Annotated in this window: 20 protein-coding genes; 4 read left to right on the top strand and 16 right to left on the bottom strand. The window is 69.5% G+C overall.

Annotation, left to right across the window (positions count from 1 at the left end):
* Nucleotides 1–236: 236 nt before the first annotated feature.
* The 3 genes from IF188_RS09550 to IF188_RS09560 are packed head-to-tail and all read right to left on the bottom strand — an operon-like array spanning nucleotide 237 to nucleotide 3732.
* Nucleotides 237–1193 carry an SDR family oxidoreductase gene (locus tag IF188_RS09550; protein WP_191171554.1) on the bottom strand — a complete coding sequence of 319 codons (957 nt, stop codon included), beginning with the start codon at nucleotides 1191–1193 and terminating at the stop codon, nucleotides 237–239.
* Nucleotides 1190–2299, bottom strand: coding sequence for a bile acid:sodium symporter family protein (locus IF188_RS09555; protein WP_191171555.1), 1110 nt, complete (start codon nucleotides 2297–2299; stop codon nucleotides 1190–1192). Before IF188_RS09555 ends, IF188_RS09550 begins: the two co-directional genes overlap by 4 nt.
* A complete protein-coding gene (locus IF188_RS09560) occupies nucleotides 2296–3732 on the bottom strand; it encodes a flavin-containing monooxygenase (protein ID WP_191171556.1) in 1437 nt (478 codons plus the stop codon). Before IF188_RS09560 ends, IF188_RS09555 begins: the two co-directional genes overlap by 4 nt.
* Between IF188_RS09560 and IF188_RS09565 the strand changes: the two genes are divergently transcribed.
* From IF188_RS09565 to IF188_RS09580, 4 genes are all read left to right on the top strand, one after another.
* Nucleotides 3713–4081: a hypothetical protein gene (locus IF188_RS09565; RefSeq protein WP_191171557.1), complete on the top strand. Its 369-nt coding sequence runs from the start codon at nucleotides 3713–3715 to the stop codon at nucleotides 4079–4081. The two genes, IF188_RS09560 and IF188_RS09565, sit on opposite strands and share 20 nt — an antisense overlap.
* Before the next feature lie 170 nt (nucleotides 4082–4251).
* Complete coding sequence (locus IF188_RS09570) at nucleotides 4252–5046, top strand: tyrosine-type recombinase/integrase (RefSeq protein ID WP_191171558.1); 795 nt, start codon at nucleotides 4252–4254, stop codon at nucleotides 5044–5046.
* A gap of 64 nt (nucleotides 5047–5110) precedes the next feature.
* Nucleotides 5111–5989 (top strand): tyrosine-type recombinase/integrase, encoded by an 879-nt coding sequence (locus IF188_RS09575; RefSeq protein WP_224751676.1) that lies wholly within the window; start codon nucleotides 5111–5113, stop codon nucleotides 5987–5989.
* A gap of 26 nt (nucleotides 5990–6015) precedes the next feature.
* Nucleotides 6016–6309 (top strand): hypothetical protein, encoded by a 294-nt coding sequence (locus IF188_RS09580; protein ID WP_191171559.1) that lies wholly within the window; start codon nucleotides 6016–6018, stop codon nucleotides 6307–6309.
* Here the strand turns inward: IF188_RS09580 and IF188_RS09585 are convergent.
* From IF188_RS09585 to IF188_RS09645, 13 genes are all read right to left on the bottom strand, one after another.
* Nucleotides 6306–6650, bottom strand: coding sequence for a hypothetical protein (locus IF188_RS09585; protein WP_191171560.1), 345 nt, complete (start codon nucleotides 6648–6650; stop codon nucleotides 6306–6308). The genes IF188_RS09580 and IF188_RS09585 overlap by 4 nt on opposite strands.
* Before the next feature lie 10 nt (nucleotides 6651–6660).
* On the bottom strand, nucleotides 6661–7365 hold the full coding sequence (locus IF188_RS09590) for a hypothetical protein (protein ID WP_191171561.1): 705 nt from the start codon (nucleotides 7363–7365) through the stop codon (nucleotides 6661–6663).
* Complete coding sequence (locus IF188_RS09595; protein WP_191171562.1) at nucleotides 7355–8257, bottom strand: hypothetical protein; 903 nt, start codon at nucleotides 8255–8257, stop codon at nucleotides 7355–7357. The genes IF188_RS09590 and IF188_RS09595 overlap by 11 nt, the downstream gene beginning before the upstream one ends.
* Nucleotides 8257–10485 (bottom strand): hypothetical protein, encoded by a 2229-nt coding sequence (locus IF188_RS09600; protein WP_191171563.1) that lies wholly within the window; start codon nucleotides 10483–10485, stop codon nucleotides 8257–8259. The genes IF188_RS09595 and IF188_RS09600 overlap by 1 nt, the downstream gene beginning before the upstream one ends.
* Nucleotides 10482–10847, bottom strand: a complete 366-nt coding sequence (locus IF188_RS09605; protein WP_191171564.1) for a hypothetical protein — start codon at nucleotides 10845–10847, stop codon at nucleotides 10482–10484. The genes IF188_RS09600 and IF188_RS09605 overlap by 4 nt, the downstream gene beginning before the upstream one ends.
* The gene (locus tag IF188_RS09610; protein WP_191171565.1) at nucleotides 10847–12055 is read right to left on the bottom strand and encodes a hypothetical protein; all 1209 of its coding nucleotides are present in this window, start codon (nucleotides 12053–12055) and stop codon (nucleotides 10847–10849) included. The genes IF188_RS09605 and IF188_RS09610 overlap by 1 nt, the downstream gene beginning before the upstream one ends.
* Nucleotides 12046–12603, bottom strand: coding sequence for a hypothetical protein (locus tag IF188_RS09615; protein ID WP_191171566.1), 558 nt, complete (start codon nucleotides 12601–12603; stop codon nucleotides 12046–12048). Before IF188_RS09615 ends, IF188_RS09610 begins: the two co-directional genes overlap by 10 nt.
* Complete coding sequence (locus tag IF188_RS09620) at nucleotides 12603–13220, bottom strand: hypothetical protein (protein WP_191171567.1); 618 nt, start codon at nucleotides 13218–13220, stop codon at nucleotides 12603–12605. The genes IF188_RS09615 and IF188_RS09620 overlap by 1 nt, the downstream gene beginning before the upstream one ends.
* Nucleotides 13217–13639, bottom strand: a complete 423-nt coding sequence (locus IF188_RS09625; protein ID WP_191171568.1) for a hypothetical protein — start codon at nucleotides 13637–13639, stop codon at nucleotides 13217–13219. Before IF188_RS09625 ends, IF188_RS09620 begins: the two co-directional genes overlap by 4 nt.
* Nucleotides 13636–13977: a hypothetical protein gene (locus IF188_RS09630; RefSeq protein WP_191171569.1), complete on the bottom strand. Its 342-nt coding sequence runs from the start codon at nucleotides 13975–13977 to the stop codon at nucleotides 13636–13638. Before IF188_RS09630 ends, IF188_RS09625 begins: the two co-directional genes overlap by 4 nt.
* 71 nt (nucleotides 13978–14048) lie before the next feature.
* Nucleotides 14049–15287 carry a hypothetical protein gene (locus IF188_RS09635; protein WP_191171570.1) on the bottom strand — a complete coding sequence of 413 codons (1239 nt, stop codon included), beginning with the start codon at nucleotides 15285–15287 and terminating at the stop codon, nucleotides 14049–14051.
* Between the two features lie 136 nt (nucleotides 15288–15423).
* Complete coding sequence (locus tag IF188_RS09640; protein ID WP_191171571.1) at nucleotides 15424–15996, bottom strand: HK97 family phage prohead protease; 573 nt, start codon at nucleotides 15994–15996, stop codon at nucleotides 15424–15426.
* A complete protein-coding gene (locus IF188_RS09645) occupies nucleotides 15996–17252 on the bottom strand; it encodes a phage portal protein (protein WP_191171572.1) in 1257 nt (418 codons plus the stop codon). The genes IF188_RS09640 and IF188_RS09645 overlap by 1 nt, the downstream gene beginning before the upstream one ends.
* Nucleotides 17253–17254 lie beyond the last annotated feature (2 nt).

Below are 17254 nucleotides of genomic sequence, written 5' to 3' on the forward strand. Positions count from 1 at the left end.
GGATGCCGCGGCCCGCGGCATCCACTCTCTCGCTGTTCCTGCCCCCGAGCGTGCCTGGCCGGAAGCGCGCACCCTCGCTCCGCGCTGTCGAAATCGGCATTCGCGCCCGAAAACAACGACAGCGAGAGCCGATTTCGACAGCGCGAACAGAGGGATCGCCACGAGATCCGCAGCGCGTGCCGAAAAGGGCAGCGCGAACGACGGGATTCAGGGGGAGAGCCGCAGCGGTCGACCGGTCAGCGGCGGGCGACGCCGGGGTGAGACTCCAGGTACGCCTCGAAGGCCTCGGCTGAGGTCTTGCCGGGCGTGTAGCCGAAGTCGCGCTTGAGGGCGTCGTTCGCGAGCACGGGGCGGTGGCGCAGGAAGCCGACCTGCTCGGGTCCGTGCACGGTGAGTCGCAGGCTGCGGCCCACACGCAGACCCGCAGCCAGCAGCCTGGCCGGCACCCACACCACGCGCTTGCCGAGGCGCCGGGCGATCTCGGGCACCGTCACGCGCCCGTCGCCGGCGACGTTGTAGACGCCGGGCGGGCCGTCGGTGGCGGCGCGCGCCATGGCGGCGGCCACATCATCGACCCACACGAACACGAACGGCGAGTCCGAGCCGCGCACGCCCAGCAGGGCCGGGCCGTCCCAGAGCGCCGTGATCTGGTTCTGCACCGTCGGGCCGAGGATCGTGCCGATGCGGAACACCACCTGCTCGAGCTCCGGATGGGCCTGGCGGTAGCCGGCGAGCAGCTGCTCGACGAGCCGTTTGTGCCTCGAGTACGGGAACTCGTCGTTGCCGCGCACCGGATCGCTCTCGCGCAGCCACTCCGGGTTGTCGGCGTGGTAGCCGTAGGCGGCGCCCGACGATGACACGACGACGCGCGTCACACCGGCGTCGACGCAGGCTTCGAGCACGTGGCGCGAGCCGTCGACGTCGACGCGGTACTCCAGCTCGTGGTCGCGGCCGGGGTTGACGATCGCGGCCAGGTGCACGACGACGTCGATCCGATGCTCACGCAGCAGCGGGGCGAGCCCGTCGGGCCGGGTCACGTCGCAGGTCTCGTAGACGACGCCGTCGAGGGGATGCTGCGGCTCGCGCACGTCGCCGGCCACGACGAGCTCGACATCCGGCCGGGCGAGCAGGGCCGCGGCCACGTGCGATGCGAGGAATCCCGAGCCGCCGGTGATGAGGACGCGCCGGCTCATGCGTCCGCTCCCGACGGACCGTCCGCCGGGCGGGCGTCGGGCGCGCCAGGCCCCGTACCGCCAGGCCCCGTCCCGCCCGGCCCCGTACCGCCAGGCCCCGTCCCGCCGGGCCCCGTACCGCCCGGCCCCGGACCGCCGGCTCCCGCAGGGCCGCCGGCATCCATCGTCCGCACCGCGTGGCGCGAGGCGTCGCCCTTGGCCGACCCGGTGCGCCGGCGCGTGTGCCGCGCCCACAGGGCGGCGACGATGAGGCCGGCGATGATGTCCCAGATGCCCCACCAGCCGGCCACGATGGCCATGCCGCCCAGCCCGCCGAAGAACGTGAAGATGAGGCCGAGACCGAGCCCCGAGTTGCGGATGCCGACCTCGAAGGTCATGGCCTTGCGTTCGCGGGTCCCGAGTCCGCCGACCACCGCGGTGCCGTAGCCGATCGCGAGGGCGACGGCGTCGTGAATGGTCACGACCAGCACGATGATGCCGAGGAACGCGATGAAGTACTGCCAGTTGCCCGCGAGCGCTCCGGCGATGAACGCGCACAGCGCGATGAGCGAGAACCACTTGACGAACGGCTGCACGCGCGTGGCGAACGCGCCGAACCGGTAGCGGATGAACAGACCGAGAGCGAAGGGCACCCCGATGATGAGCAGGATCTCGCCGAGCATCGACCACGGGTCCAGCGACACCGCTTCGAGCAGCTTGCCGGCCGTCGGGTGCAGCGAGCCCCAGAAGGCGACCGACAGCGGGAGCACGAAGATGTAGATGAGGTTCGACACCGCCGTCATCGACACCGACAGCGCGACGTTGCCGCCCGAGCGATGCGTGAGCACCTGCGAGATGTTGCCGGGCGGGCAGCAGGCGACGAGGATCATGCCGAGCGCCATCGATGGCGTCACCGGCAGGATCAGCGTGAGCGCGAACGTGACCGCCGGCAGCACGATGAGCTGCGCGAGGATCGCGATCACGAATGGCTTCGGCTTGCGCGCGACGACCTTGAAGTCGTCGACCGTCGTGTCCAGCGCGATGCCGAACATGATGAGCCCCAGCACCACGTCCAGGATGACGAGGGTGCCCGGGTTGAAGGCGAGGACGACATCGTCGGGGTTCATGCCGTGCGCTCCTTGTCGGAGGGTGTGCGACCATGGGCGCGCGTCGCGGGAGCGCGCCGTGCCGAGGAGGAGACGATGCCGTCACGCCGGGCTTCGGCCGTGCCGCCCTGCAGCTCGGCGGTCGCCGTGCGGACTGCGCGACGGTAGGCGTCCTTGTTGACGTAGTACGACATGCGCTCCAGACCCAGGTACTTGCACCCGCCGGTGAGGTCGGGCCACGCCTCGTGGGCGACGCGGTCGCGGAAGGCGGCGGCCCGCACCGGGTCGCGCTCGACGGCGGCGAGGTACGCGGCGATGAGCTCGGCCTGCTCGTAGCGGCCCTGCCAGCCGATGCCCGACGCCTCGATCATGCCCATGACGTAGAGCCCGTTGAACGACGGCGGGAACACGTTGAGGAAGAGCTTCGGCGCCATGCCCTGCCAGGCCAGCTGCTCACGGTCGACGAACGGGTAGTCGAGCTTGTAGCCGGTCGCGAGCAGCACCGTGTCGTACTCGGCGGATGAGCCGTCGCGGAAGTGCACCGTGTGCCCGTCGAAGCGGTCGATGTCGGGCATGATGCGCAGGTCTCCCTGCCCCAGGTGGTTGAGGATCAGGGTGTTGACGATCGGGTGCGATTCGTAGATCTTGTAGTCGGGCTTGGGGAACCCGAACCGCACCGGGTCGCCGGTGAACGCCTTGAGCACGCGGGAATCGAGCGCCTGCTTGAGACGCGTGGGCAGCGGCTTGCCCTGGTTGAGCGTGTCGGAGGGCTTGCCGAACAGGTAGCGCGGCACGAAGTAGTAGCCGCGGCGTACGCTCATGTCGACGGCGGCGGCGTGATGCACGGCGTCGACGGCGATGTCGCAGCCGGAATTGCCGGCGCCGATGATGAGCACGCGCTTGCCGGCGAGCTGCGAGGCGGACTTGTACGCGCTCGTGTGCAGCAGCTCTCCGGCGAACTCGCCCCGGAAGGCGGGGATGTTCGGCTCGGCCAGCGTGCCGTTGGCGAGGATGACGCCGTCGTAGCGAGCGGCGATCGCTGTCTCGGCCGCGGTCCCTGAGCCTGCACCCGCGGTCCCTGAGCCTGCCGAAGGGCTGGCGTGCAGCATCCATCCGCCGTCCTCGAGGCGTTCGAGCGACGTGACCTTCGTCTCGAACCGGAAGTGCTCGGTGAGCCCGAAGCGGTCGGCGAAGTCGCGGAAGTACCGGATCAGTTCGCGGTGGCTCGGGTAGTCGGCCGTCGAAGCCATCGGGAACTCGGCGAACTCGGTCGTCGTCCGCGACGAGATGAGGTGCGCAGACTCGTACATCGTCGAGCGGGGGTTCTCGATGTCCCAGAGCCCGCCGACGCCGCGCGACGCCTCGTAGCCGTCGAACTCGATGCCCGCTCGCTGCAGCGCTCGCGCGGCCGACAGCCCCGACGGGCCCGCGCCGATGACGGCATACCTGCTCATTGATCCCTCACGTCTGTTCGCACTCCATCGTGTCGGCGTGACGAGACGCCGACAGAACCCTAAGCGTTATTCGGCATTATCGACCAATCCGCCGATTCGCCCGGATCGCCGGCGGGCGCCCGGTCGCTTCGATCGACTCGGCGCGCAGCATCCGCGAGCTGGTGATGGCGTGACCGCGTACAGCGACATGACCGTCGACGAGCTCGCGGCCGCGCGCCGCCAACTGCAGCGGCGATGGTCCGCGGCCTTTGCTGACGACGACCTCGAACGCATGGATCTCGCGATGGGGGAGATCCGCGCGATCTCGCGTGAGATCGCCGACCAGCTGACCGCGCAGAGTACTCGCTGACGCGATCTGTCCGCATCCCGGTTCTGTCATATGACACCCGTCACGCGTCATATGACGCGTCATGTGACAGAACCCCTTGTCATACCTGCGGGGGATCCGCTCGGATCAGGATTCTCCCCCCGCCGATATCCATCGGCACCAGGCATTTAGAAACAACGAGGTCCCCCCGAATGCTCATCGACGACTATCTCGCGTATCTGTCCGACGTCCGGCGCTGCAGCGCCAGCACGGTCCGGCTGCGTTCGAGCTATCTCACCCGGCTCGCCGCCGAGGTCGACCTGGTCGCCGCGACCGCGCTGCAGCTGCAGACGTGGATCGCCGCCCATCCGCAGTGGACGCCCCGCACCGTGAACGCCGTCGTCGCGACACTGCGGTCGTTCTACCGCTGGGCGGTCGAGGCCGGCGTCGTCTCGCGCGACCCGTCGACCTGGCTGCGGCCGGTGAAGCTCGTCGACGTCGACGACGCCCGGATCGCCTCGCCCGAGCAGATCGCGGCCGGACTCGCGTCCGGACGGCTCGAAGTCCGCGTCGTCACGATGCTCGGCGCCGAGGGCGGGCTGCGGGTGCACGAGATCGCGAAGCTGCACGAGCGCGATCGCGACGGCCAGTGGCTCTCGGTGCTTGGCAAAGGGGGCCGGCTGCGCCGGGTCCGCGTCTCGCCCGAGCTCGGCGCGGCGCTCGACGAGCTGCGCGCGAAGCATCCCGACGCAGGCTGGTACTTCCCCTCGCGCGGTGGGCACGTGTCGACGCAGACGGTCCGCAACTGGACGCGGCGTGAGCTCGGCACGAACCCGCACTCGCTGCGTCACCGCGCCGGCACGACGGTGTTCAAGCGCACCGGCAACAACCTGCGCGTCACGCAGGTGTTCCTCGGGCACGCGAGCGTCGCGACGACGGCGATCTACGTGCACGTCGAAGAGGACGACCTGATCGAAGCGTCGGCGGCGTCGAGGCTCGCGGCGTAGGTCCAAACTGAACCGCCGGACTTTCACCCGAAGGTCCGGCGGTCTGGGGGAGTAGGTTTCACGCATGGATTGGGACGACGCGATCGCCCTCTTCGCGACGTCGCAGCGCTCCCGCGGCTACTCGGCCCGCACGGTCGACAACCGCGTCGAGCTCGCGCGACGGCTGCGCCGGCTGCTCGACGACAAACCGCTCGACGACATCGTCAGGCTCGATCTGCAGCAGGTCCTCGGCCGCGGTATCGCGAACTCATCGATGACGCGCGAGCGCACCGACATGCAGGCGCTGTTCCGCTTCCTGCACGCCGAGGGGTTCATCACGACCGATCCGTCCGCGACGCTCGACCGAATCAAGGGATCCCGCGTCGGCAAGCCGCGGCCATACACGATCGACGAGATCTCCGACCTACTCACCTCCGGCGCGTACCGACGCACCCGCGTCATGATCATGCTCGGCTACCTGCACGGGCTGCGAGCTCACGAGGTCGCCCAGGTCGACGGGCGCGACTTCGACCTCGTCGAGATGATGCACACCATCGTCGGCAAGGGCGGCGTCGAGCGGCGCGTGCCGATCCACGCCGTCGTCGCCGCCGAGATCCCGTACATGCCGGCCGAGGGCTGGTGGTTCCCGGCGCGCGGCGGCCGCACCGGGCACATCCACTGGAAGAGCGTCTCGGACCTGATGTCACGGGCGAAGAAACGCGCCGGCATCACCGCGCGCCGCAAGACCGGGCACTCGCTCCGTCACAGCTTCGGAACCGAGCTCGTCAAGGGCGGCGCCGACCTGCGCACAACGCAGGAAATGCTCGGGCATGCGTCGCTCGCCACCACGCAGATCTACGTCGACGTCGACCAGGAGCGCATGGCCGCGGCATCCGCAGCGCTGCCCGTGCCGACGATCCCCTTTCGATCCGGCCGGCGTTCGCGGCAGGATGTTGTCACATGACACGACATGTGACAGCGGCGGCTCTGGTGGTCCTGTCGGCGATCGTGCTGAGCAGCTGCGCGGCGCCGGCCGTCGTCGAGACAAAGGATGAACAGATCGAGCGGACGGCGACTGCGCTCGAGCTCCTCTACGAGCAGAAGTTCGGCGAGGACCTGGCCGACGCGCTCGGCGATGATTGGTTCACGCGCATCGCGACCGACATCGTCGAGCATTGCGATGACGAGAACTTCCGCATGGGCTACATCGCGGGGTTCCAGGATCAGTCGCCGCTCGATGAGATCATCGACGACGTCTGGGATATCTCCTGCTCGCCGTCCTAGGCCGTGTCCTGTGTCGTGTCCTGTGACACGTCCTGTGTCATGGTGCGGTTGTTGGTTCCGGCGTAGTGGCCGGCGGCGTACCCGACGCCGCCGCCCACGACGGCGCTGATGATGCTGATGATGCCGCCGCCCCAGCCGGACAGGATCTGCGTGGCGTTCTCGCTGATGCCGGCCTGGTCGCCGTTCACGAGCGCGTCGTAGAGCACCGCGAACACGAACAGGTTCAGGGCGGTGCAGATCCCGACCGCCAGCACGAGCGCAACCAGTGTCGCGCCGGCGCGCTGGATCCGCTGCCGTCGCGACAGGGGCAGCGGGATGTCGTGCGACATGTCGCCGGGCATGGGGCGGGGACTATTCGCCCTTGCCGGGGCCGCTCTTGGCCAGCGCGTCGATCTTCTCGTTGAGCTGCAGCTGCAGAGTCTTGATGTCGGCGAGCTCCTGAATCCAGGTGTTCTCGCCCTCCGTGGCCACGCTCGTCGGCTCGCCCTCGCTGCGCACCACGACGGGCCGGCGTCCGGCGGCGATGTCGGCGAGGCTCTGCCCCACCGACTTGGTGCCGTCCGGCATCGAGGGCCCGCCGAAGAATATCGCGTTGTAGATCTCGTTGATTTGCTTCTCAGCTTCGGCGCTCATCTCGTCTCCTCCTAGGGTGATCGGGCAGTCGAGCACGTGGTCGGTCCACCCGAGGTATTCGCGGCCGGTCTGGTCGATCCGGCCCTGGATAGACACGAGGCCGGTCGAGCCCCACGTCGGATAGTCGGTGGCGGCTGACTGGTCGCCGTTGATGCCGCCGGCGATGAAGACGTCGCCGTCCATGTTGCCGTCGCTGAATCGCCGGCCGAGCCAGATGAGCGCGCCGGGTGGCGGGTTGCGATCGCCGGGGTGTTTCCCGGAGCTCGCCTCCCACGCCTTGTATGCCGTCGGCAGGGCGCTCATGCCGGTTGTGGCGCCCGCGGCCGCGCACGCCTGCCACACGTAGTACCAGCACGCGCCGTGGCGTGAGAGCGGCGCGTAGCCGAGCAGGATGCCATGCGCTTTCTGGCCGTCACACGACATGGTCGTCTCCGTTCTCGATCGCCCACAGGCGCTCGTTCAGCTGCGCGATCTGCGCCCGCATGAGCGCGATGTCGTCGATCGCGTCGGGGATCGGGTTGCCGGCGTCGTCGCGCGCCAGGTGCGAGCCGACGACGCGCTGCCCGATGACGCGCTGCCCGATGATGGTCTGCCCGACGATCGCGCCGTCCTCGTCGAGCTCGTCGTCGTAGACGTCCTCGACGACGTCTTCGACCTCGGTGACGCGCTCGTAGACGACGAACGGACGCAGCGCAGGACTCGCGTCGAGGTCCTCGGCGATGTACCCGGTGCGGACGGTGCGCGACGGGTCGTCTTTCATCACGAAGCTGTGCAGCTGCGGGAACAGATCGCCGAGCGCCTCGGGCGCGACCGGCGTGATCTCGTCCTTGTAGCGGCGCGACGAGGCGCCCTTCGACACGCGCCCGTCGCCGTTGAGGTAGCAGACCGTGTATGACGAGCTCGCGGGCGTCGCGGCGGGCAGGTACAGGTTCCCTGACAGGGTGCCGCCCGACAGCGGCAGGTAGGAACCGCCAGTGCCGACCAGCTGCAGCTCGGACCCGTTGGACACACCAGGTGCGCGGAACGCGATGCGACCGAACCCGGGCGAGTAGAACGCCAGGCCGGTGCCGATGCCGTCTTCGACGGCGCCGATGTTCGTGCGCGCGGCCGCGCCGGTGGTCGCGCCGGTGCCGCCCTTGCTGATGCCGAGCGGCCACACCTTCGCGATCAGGGTGTTGAACATCGTGACGATGTAGTCGCGGGTCTTGTTGATCGATCGCCAGCCGTCGCGCCAGTCTTCGGTGCCGTCCATCACGGCCATGCCGTTGGCGAGGGCGGTGTCGCCTTCCTTGCCGGTGTATGGGGTATCGGGCATCAGGCTGCCTCCGTCCAGGATTCGCCGACCGGGCCGGTGGTCCACGCGGCGGCCGGCTGCAGGATCCACGCGTGCTCGGGGGTGTCGGTGCTGCGTAGGGTGAGGGTCATCTGGTCACCGGTGAGATCGAACTGCACCGACTGCGCCTTACCGGTCTGCGCAGGCAGCCCGTCGAAGTTGCCAGACACCGGCTGCTCGGCGGCCGCGGTGAGATCGGCGAACATGGTCGCCTCGATCTGCCGGCCGCGCTGTTGCGCGCTGCGCACGGCCGCTTCCGCTCGCCCGGGCCCCGGATATGCGGCGTCGACTTCGAGGTAGTCGACGAGGCTCGGCGGGGTGTTCAGCGCGAACGCGTCGACACGCTCGTACTGGATACCGGCGCGACTGGTCCACTTGTAGCGGACCACGCGAGCGTCGTACCAGATCCCGGCGTCGCGGTCGATGGTGTCGCTGCCGGCGTGCATGTTGACCGCGTAGCGGACGGTGATCGACCCGTCTTCGAGGTAGTTGGCGTCGCGCAGCGTCCACTCGCGGCGCTCGTTGCACACCAGGCGCTGACCGAAGCGCTGCACGATCGGGCCGAGGAACTCGAGCGCGCTGCGGCCGGCGTACCAGGTGAGCCCGTCCGGGGTGGCCGCGTCGACGAGCCTGGTGCGTTTCGACACCGACGCGTGCGCGGCATCCGCAAAGCTGTAGTCGTACTGCGCGGTGTCCGGCGTGCCGCCGTCGAAGTACGTGCGATCGTTCGCCTCGTCGCCGGTCGATTCCGACAGGCGCCAGCCCGTGATCCCGAAGTAGACGCCGTAGGCGAGGCTGCCCAGCACGTTGAGACGGACGCGCGCTCTTACGGCCGTCTCGGGGGCGAAGAACGCGGTCCCGGCGCGTTGCCAGTTGCCGTCGCCGGTGATCTGGCTGGGCGTCGCGAATCCGACGATGTTCCCGTTCGAGTCGTACAGGATCGCGTCGACCGTGACGTTGACGCCGGCGGGCGGGTTCGCGGATGCACTGAGCTCGTAGAGCTTCCCGGGCGAGACGCCGATGATGTTCTCGCCGATGAACACGTAGACGCCCGTCGACGACGTCGCCTGGTTCGCGTACAGCTGCACGTAGCTCGGCGCGTAGGACGGGCCGCCGGATGCGACGCGGCTGATCGTCGCGCCGCCGGATGCCCAGGTGACCGCCCAGTCCGTCGTGTTCGATCCAGCGCGCGGGTTGCGGATCAGGTTCTGCGAGTCCGCCAGCGCCGGCACCGGGAAGTCCTCGCCGCCGGGCTGCAGCACCCGATACCGGTACGGCCGCAATGTCGACCCGACGTCCAGCTGCACACCGGTCACCCGGATCGCCGAGTTCACCTGCGGGTACGGGGCACCCGATGACCTGAACCGGGGACGAACGTAGGCCGCGTTCGCCGGCGCGGTCGCTGTCAGCGACCATCGCTTGTACGAACCGGTGACGGCGGCGGCGGGGCTGTTCGCCTCAGAGATTGTGGCGCCGGCAGCCGTAAACCACTGCACGCCGATCGCCCAGTTGCCGGGGATCGAGGAACCCTGCGCATAGCACGACACCGTGTACGCCTGGCCAGGCGTGACGGGCATACTCGTCGTTGTCCCGAACATCATTTGCGACGTCGTCGCTGTCTGCGCTGCTGTCCAGGTAGCTTTCGCGTAGTTTGAGAACGGGATGCCGTCGATCGTCGTCGGACCCATGTTCAGCTGCAGCGTGCCTGCGCCGCTGGTGCCCCAGCCCATGCCCCAGTCGGAACCGGTGCCGGCCTCGGGGTACAGAACGAGGTTGTACGGAATGCCGGCGTTCATCAGCGCGCCGTCGACGATTGCGCGCAGCGAGTCCTGGTGTGCGAGGGCGCTGCTGTCGTCCATGAGCGCCCGATAGTCGTCGAGCAGCGCTTCGTCAGACGCGAGCGTGAGCTGCAGCGGGGACGCGTCCTGCTCGTTGGGGCGGCGGCGGACATGCAGATCGAAGTCGCGGGTCTGCACGTTGCCGGCGGCGTCGGTGCGGGTGCCGTGGATCAGCACCCGAGGTGGCGGCGACTGCCGCGGGTCGAGCTTGTCGATGATCGCCTGCGAGGGGCGGGCGATCGTGAGCTCGCACGACACGTGCGGCGCTTGGCCGGCGTCGAGCTTGATCCGCCCGGCCGCTTCGTCGTCGATGTGCAGCTGGTCGCCGGTCGACTGCAGCGTCGCGGTGTAGACGAACGCCGCGGCGGTCACGGGGTGACCTCCTGGTACGGCACGGTCACGGTCCACATGTCGCTGTCGGTGTCGAGCTCGCAGCCGACCGTGCCGCCGTCCTGGACGACGTAGGTCATGTTGATCGTCGACGCTTCGTCGGTGGTGAAGGTGAACACGAGCGCCTTCGCGTGCGCGTCCTGGGCGGCTTTCGCGTCCGTCTCAGCGTCGAACCACAGGTTCAGGGTGCCGGTGCGGCGGTGCGCGGGCCGCAGGCTCACGTCGGACTCCTGCGACCCGAGGATCGGATAGACCTTGTTCGCCGATCGCCGATTCGACTGGTAGCCGGCGACGACGGTCGGGTTGATGGTGATGCCGCCCGTGGCGGTGATCGTGGTCGTCATCAGTCCCACCCGTATCCGCCCTTGAGAGGGCCAGGCTGCGTCCCGCCGTCCAGGCGCACGGTCGTGACGTACGCCCACTTCCGCGCCGGCGTCCAGTTGTCCCACGCGCTCGTGTCGGCCTTGACCGTGAGGGTCGACGTCTGCCCGTCGATCGCCTTCGCCGCGGCGCCGGTCTGCTGGATATCGGTCGTGGCGGTCTTGGCGGTGGTGTTCACGGCGACCTCGACGCCGCCGGGCAGCTCATAGATCGCGTTGCCGAGGTCGTCGACCTCGCCGGTGGCGGTGCCGACCGACATCGCGTACTGGTAGTTGACGGATGCCGCGACCTGCGCCGCCTCCGCGCCCTGCAGATACCCCTCGCTCGCACCCTTGAGCGCCGCCTCGAGCTCGGCGGTGCGGAACACGGCCGAGCCGATCCCGTCAGCTGCCAGACCGCTCGCGGCCGACCCGCGCTGCGCGCCGGCCTCGAAGTCGTCCCACAGCTGGTTGAGGTCGTCGCCGCCCATGGCGAGGGCGTTGAGGACCTCGCCGAGATCGCGCGATGACACCTTCGCGATGTCCTGGGCTTGCTTGAACTTGTCGGTGTTGCTCGTCCACTCGGCGATGCGGGCGGTGTAGCCGGCGGACTCGAGCGCCCCGCCGACGTCGTAGGCCATGCTGAACGCGGTCTCGCGGGCTTCGGATGCGGCCGCCTCGATGTTCTTGAAGGCGTCGACGACGACGCCGGCAGCGCCGGAGATCAGGTCGAGCCCGACGACGACGCCGGCGCCGGCGCCGAACGCTGTGGCCATGCCGCCGAGGGCACCGGCGGCGCTCTGGGCGGCGCCGGCGATGTCGCCCGAGAGCACGTCCTGCGCGATCGAGCCGAGCTCCGACAGGCTGCTGCTGGCGTCGGAGGCGCCCCCTTCGATTCCGGAGGCGATGTCGTCACCGGCCGACGCGGCGGACTTGCCGGCGTCGGCGAGGTCCTCGGTCGAGTCGGTGACCTCGTCGACGGCGCGCTTCGCCCGGTCGAGGGGCACGCCGAACGCGGTGGAGAAATCCTGCGCGATCTCGTCGCTGGTCTTGCCCGCTTGGCGGCCGAGCTCGACGGCCTGTTTCATCAGGTCTTCGAGGGCGTCGACGTTGTCGTCGACGGCTGCCTCGGACTTGCCGAGCCCTGAGATCCAGTTCGCGACGTCGGCGAGGAATCGGACGCTTACTGCCATGAGCCACCGACCTGGCTGATCACGTCGCCCTCGTCGGTGTCGAACACGGGATCGTCGAACTGCCCCATGAGCCCCTCGACCCACGCGGTGACGTAGTCCTGCGACTTGGTGCCGATCGTCGGGTAGATCACCCGGCCCTTCGCGTTGCGCGGCGGGAGGTTGCGGCCGACCCAGATGAGCGTCGCCGCCTGGAAGGTGCGGCCGCCCGACATGCGGATGGTGCGGCGCCGGTTCGGCGCGGCGATCCGCTTCGGGGTCATGCCGTAGTCGACGGCGTACCAGTGCGAGGAGTCGAGCCCGCCGGACAGGGACGGGCCGGTGCCGGCGATGAGGGTGAATCCGAGGTCGTCGACGTCGGCGCGCGCGCCCGAGACGAGCAGCTTCGTCTGCTGCGCGCCGGACGAGGCTGCCTGCAGCGCCGGCACCCAGGACGATTCCACCGCCTGGTCGGCGGCGCCCCTCATCTCGTCCTGGGTGTCGGATTCTGCGCGCTGCAGCGACAGCAGCAGGTTGCCCATGCTGTCGTTGACGTCGACGATCTTCAGCATCAGGGTGCCGGCGCCTCCCCGGCGACCCACGTGGTGCCGTTCCAGTACGCGTGCGAGTTGTCGCCGAGCACCACGTACGAGCCGAGCGCCCACGCCGTCGACGACTCGCCGAGCGCGCCGAGCGCGTTCAGCGCGGCGAGGTTCGCCGGCGGCGTCGCCCCGCTCGGGGTGAACGACCCGGGCGCCCCCTCGGTGACACCGGTCGGCGGGGTGACCAGCGGGTTGGCGATGATCGTGGGCCGCTCGACGAGGTTGAGCGTGATGTCGAACGTGCCATGCTGGTTCGCCGCGCCGCCCACCTGCGGGTCGGGGACCGATGCGACCTTCGCCTCGAAGAACACGTCGCCGGCGCCGAGCGGCGACCAGGTGACCGGCTCGTCGGCCTTGTTGAAGTTGTCCCACAGGTAGCGCCACAGGGTGCCGTCTTCGAGCGACTCCTGCACACCGGTGAGGGTGATCGAGTAGCCACGCGACGGCGACGCCGAGTAGTCGCGGTTGATCGCCGGCAGCACGATCGGTTCCGGCGGGTTCTGGACGATGTTGGTGACGAAGTCGCCGTAGTCGGTGCCCGTGGCCGGGTCGCCGAAGATCAGGACACAGGGTCCGACAAGGGTCATGGGTATTGCTCCTCTGTGATGGTGATCGCCCAGCCGGGGATCTTCGGGGCCTTCGGGTCTTCGCTGGTCGCGAAGTCGGTGGGGTCGACGGTCGCGCCGCCGGCGCGCCAGACGACGATGCCGGCAGTGGTGAGGATGTCGAGCAGATCGGAGCAGCGGGCCGCGGCATCGACGGCGCGGCCGCCGGCGACGAGCCCGATCGTCCAGGTGATGCGACGGATGCCGCGTGGTGCGGGGATCTGCACCTTCGGGAACGGGTAGACGATCACGCCGCCGGCGCGCTGCGACGTCGACTTGATGAAGTCGGCGCCGTCGTTGGAGATCGTCACCAGCTGCGCGTCGGTGAGCTCGGCGTTGTAACGGATCGCTTTCGTTACAGCGTCGGTGAGCTCGGCCAGCCGGTCGGTGAGCTGGCTCATGCCATCACCGGGCCGATGTAGGGGGCGAGGATCGGGTACGCCGCGGTGTACGGGTTCGACCGCACGGGCGGCACGGCGGGTGCCTCCATCGGGTCGATGTTCGACCAGCTGTTGCGTCGGCGGAACAGCTGCGAGCCGACCTCGAGCGCTGCCCGCTCGTACGCGGGCACGGGCACGTTCTCGGCGGTGCCGATGGTGTCGGTGAGCCACTGCTGTGCCTCGGCCGCGCACTGCTCGACGTACTCGGCGTCAGCCGAGGTGTCGTCGAGCTTGACGTCGACGTATCGGGCGAGCTGCTTGGTGAGCTCGTCGAGATCCGGGTAGACCGGTGCGGCCATGTGGCGCCCCTCTCAGCGGGATGCCGGGTCCCCGCGCGCTGCAGACCGGTCAGCGCGCGGGGCCCCGGTGCCTACTTCGCGGCCGTCTTCGCCGCAGCGAGAGCGGGCGCCGGCGCGGTGAGAGTCAGCGGCGTGAACAGCTCGGGCTTGGTGTTGAGGAACGCGCCGAACCCGGCGTAGCCGACCAGCTGACCGAGCATGTCGGGCTCTGCGACCTGCATGAGCCCGGCGACGTCCTCGTACCACTCGAGGAACCGCGACGGGCCGACGATCGCCGTGCCGGCCGGGAAGAACGCGTCGACGATCAGGCGGACGCCCAGCGGGTTGCCGGTCGCCGACGTCGGGGTGACCGACGGGAAGATCTGCGCCCCGTAGTTGTTCACGAGCGAGCCGAGCGCACCCCAGATGTCGGGGGCGACCCACAGCGTGTCGGGCAGCGGCGCGCCGTCGGCGACCGACATGTTCGCGGCCGCGGCCTCGAACAGTGCCGAGGTGACGCCGGCGCCGGTGAGCTCGGCGGCGATCGCGGCGTTCGTGACCGACGCGACGAAGTCCTCGGTCGCGGACTTGTCGGTCTCGACGGCGTAGCGGTGGATGAAGTCCTCCGCGACGATCTGCATGATGCCCGGCTGCGTCCACCGGATGTCCTGCAGCGAGATGTTCAGGTGGCCGGCGAACGTCTCGGCCGACACTGGCAGCTTGCCGACCTTGAGCACCTGCGACGCGGTCAGATCCTTCTCCGCTGCCTGCTTGCCGACGGCCAGGTGCTGCGTGATGATCGGGCGGTCGAAGTTGTTGATCGGCAGCCGCTTGTTCGGGATCGAGGCGAGGAACGGGCGGTCGTTGGCAACCGCGGTGATCACCGGGCCGACGATCGGGCGCGGCAGCAGACCGGGGTTGTCCGCGGTGGTCTGGTGGGCGGTGGCGCGCTGGATGAGCTCGCCGGCGGCCTTGTCGCCGCGCAGCGCTCGCGCGACGGTGACGATGTAGTCGCCCATCGTCGGGAAGAGCTCGACGATCTCCTTGTCGGGATCCTTGTCGCGCTCGACGACGACGGCCGTCGACGTCTGCCGCGGCTGCTGCGGGACGCGGCCGCGCGCCTCGGCAACTTTGCCGCGCTGCACTTCGAGCTCGCTGTAGTAGTCGATCGACTTCTTGAGCTCGTCGGCCTTCGTGCGGTCGCGGTTGATGAGCTCCTGCTCATCCTTCGTGACGTCGCGGCCCTCGTCGGCCGCGCGATCGAGGATCTCGTCGATCCCGGTCGTGATCTCGTCGAACTGCGCGGTGAGCGCGTCCAGATACTTCCCCATGACGGGAGACCTCCCAGGTCAGATGTGGATTCATCTGGCCGGGTGGCCGGTCTCGTCGTCCCAGGGTGGCCGCTCGACGGCGGGGTGTCTGGTGGCGACCGCCGGGGTGGCGGCTCCTACTTGCGGCCCATAGTACTCAGGCGCGCAGACTCTCGCGCCAGGCGCGCAGCTCATCCAGAACCGGCGTCGGCGGCTTGCCGATCACCTCGTGCTCGCGAGCGACGAGCACGCCGGCGCCGGCGTACTGCGGGACGGGCGTGGCGGCGACGTGGTTCAGGCCGGCGAGTTCGCGCACGCGCCGCTCGCGGCCGCCTGAGCGGTCCTCACGGGTGCGGAAGATCTTCGCGCCGACCGACCAGCCCTGCAGCTCGCCGGAGCGGGCCTCCTCGGCGAGCGGGTGGGCGCGGTTCAGCCGGAAGTCGACGTACAGTCCGTCCGATCCCTCGGCCATACCGACGCAGCGGCCGAGGAACCGGTCGCCGTCGTCGCCGCGGTGCCCGACGAACAGGTTCACCCAGCGGCCGCCCTTCGCGGCGTCACGGGCGAACGCGCCGGCGGCGAACCGTTCCAGATACGTCGTCTTGCCGCCGTCGTCGCTGACCACCTGGTCGCGCTCGTAGGGCACGGCCAGGCCGTGCAGGGTCCACCCGTCGCCGACCGGCTCGAGCACGTCGGCGGCGAGGGATCGTTCGATAAGCAGCTCGCTCATCATCCGACTCCAATCGTGTTGAGCTCTGCAGCTGCGTCGGCGGCTTCCTCGACGTGCTGCGTGGTGTCTTCCTCGGTCGCCGGCGGCGTCGTCGGCTGCGCGACTTCCTTCGGTCCGCGGCCGATGCGGGCGCGCGCCTCGTCTTCGGTGAGGATCCCCGCGCCGACGTAGGCGACCAGGACGTCGGCGACGGACTTCTGGTCGGCGCGCATGCGGGAGTCGTAGTCCCAGGCGACGTCGGTGCCGGCGGGCAGCATCCACTTGCTCATCGCCTCGGTGAGCGGGCGCCCGTACCGGTCCACACAGTCACGCACGAAGTCGATGTCGCCGGTCTCGACGTTCTGGTACGTCATCGTGGGACCCTCGAGCCCGAGCTTCCAGACCGGAACTCCGACGACGTTCGCCACGGCGACCGCATTCCACTGCCGCGCCTGCACGAGCTGCGACTGCTCCGCGTTGCCGACGACGGGCTTCAGCTCCGTGCCACTGGGCAGGATGATCGGCTCGCGCGTGCTCGCGATGTCCCGCCACTTCTCCTTGACCAGGTCGAGCTGCGCCTGGTTCGCGGCGTTGCTGACAGTGATCACGGCGGGCGGCAGCGCGCCGGCAGCGAACACGTCGCGCGACCATTTCTCGGCGGCCTCGACGCCGGATAGCCAGTCGGCGTGCTGCGCGAGCACGCCGCGGCCGAGGATCTCGCCTGACCGGGCGCCGGCGGACACGTGGAAGATCTCGTCGGGGTCGAACGCCTCGCCGCCGATCACCCACTGGTACCAGCCGGGCTGGGCGGGGTCGGTCATGATCCAGACCTCGTCGGCCGGCAGCGGCACGATCCACCCGGGACGGCCGGTGCGCCAGTCGAGCTCGCCGTTGAGTCCGAAATGGTTCCCGTACAGGATGAGGTCCTCGCCGGCGCCGAACCGGTAGTTCCACAGCGTCTGCAGCGGCGACGGGTCGGCGACGATGTTGGGCTGATCGGTCAGCGGCGCCCGGATGCCGAGCGTCGGATCGAACCGGCGGGCGTACCAGTCGGTGCCGGCGATCGCGTTGCACAACAGGTCGACGCCGCGGCCGAAGAACGGGTTGCCCATCGCGACCTGCTCGGTCACGACCGGGACTTCAGGAGGTTGCGGCCCGTACAGGATGTCGGCGCGGGTCCAGCGGCCTGCCGTCCTGGTCGTCGAGATGCGGTTGACGATCTGCTGATCGCGGAGTCGCCTCGCGGCGTATCTCAGGGCGACGGCGCGGGATGCCACGG

Origin of the sequence: Microbacterium helvum (assembly GCF_014779795.1) — a bacterium.
Classification (GTDB): Bacteria; Actinomycetota; Actinomycetes; order Actinomycetales; family Microbacteriaceae; genus Microbacterium; species Microbacterium helvum.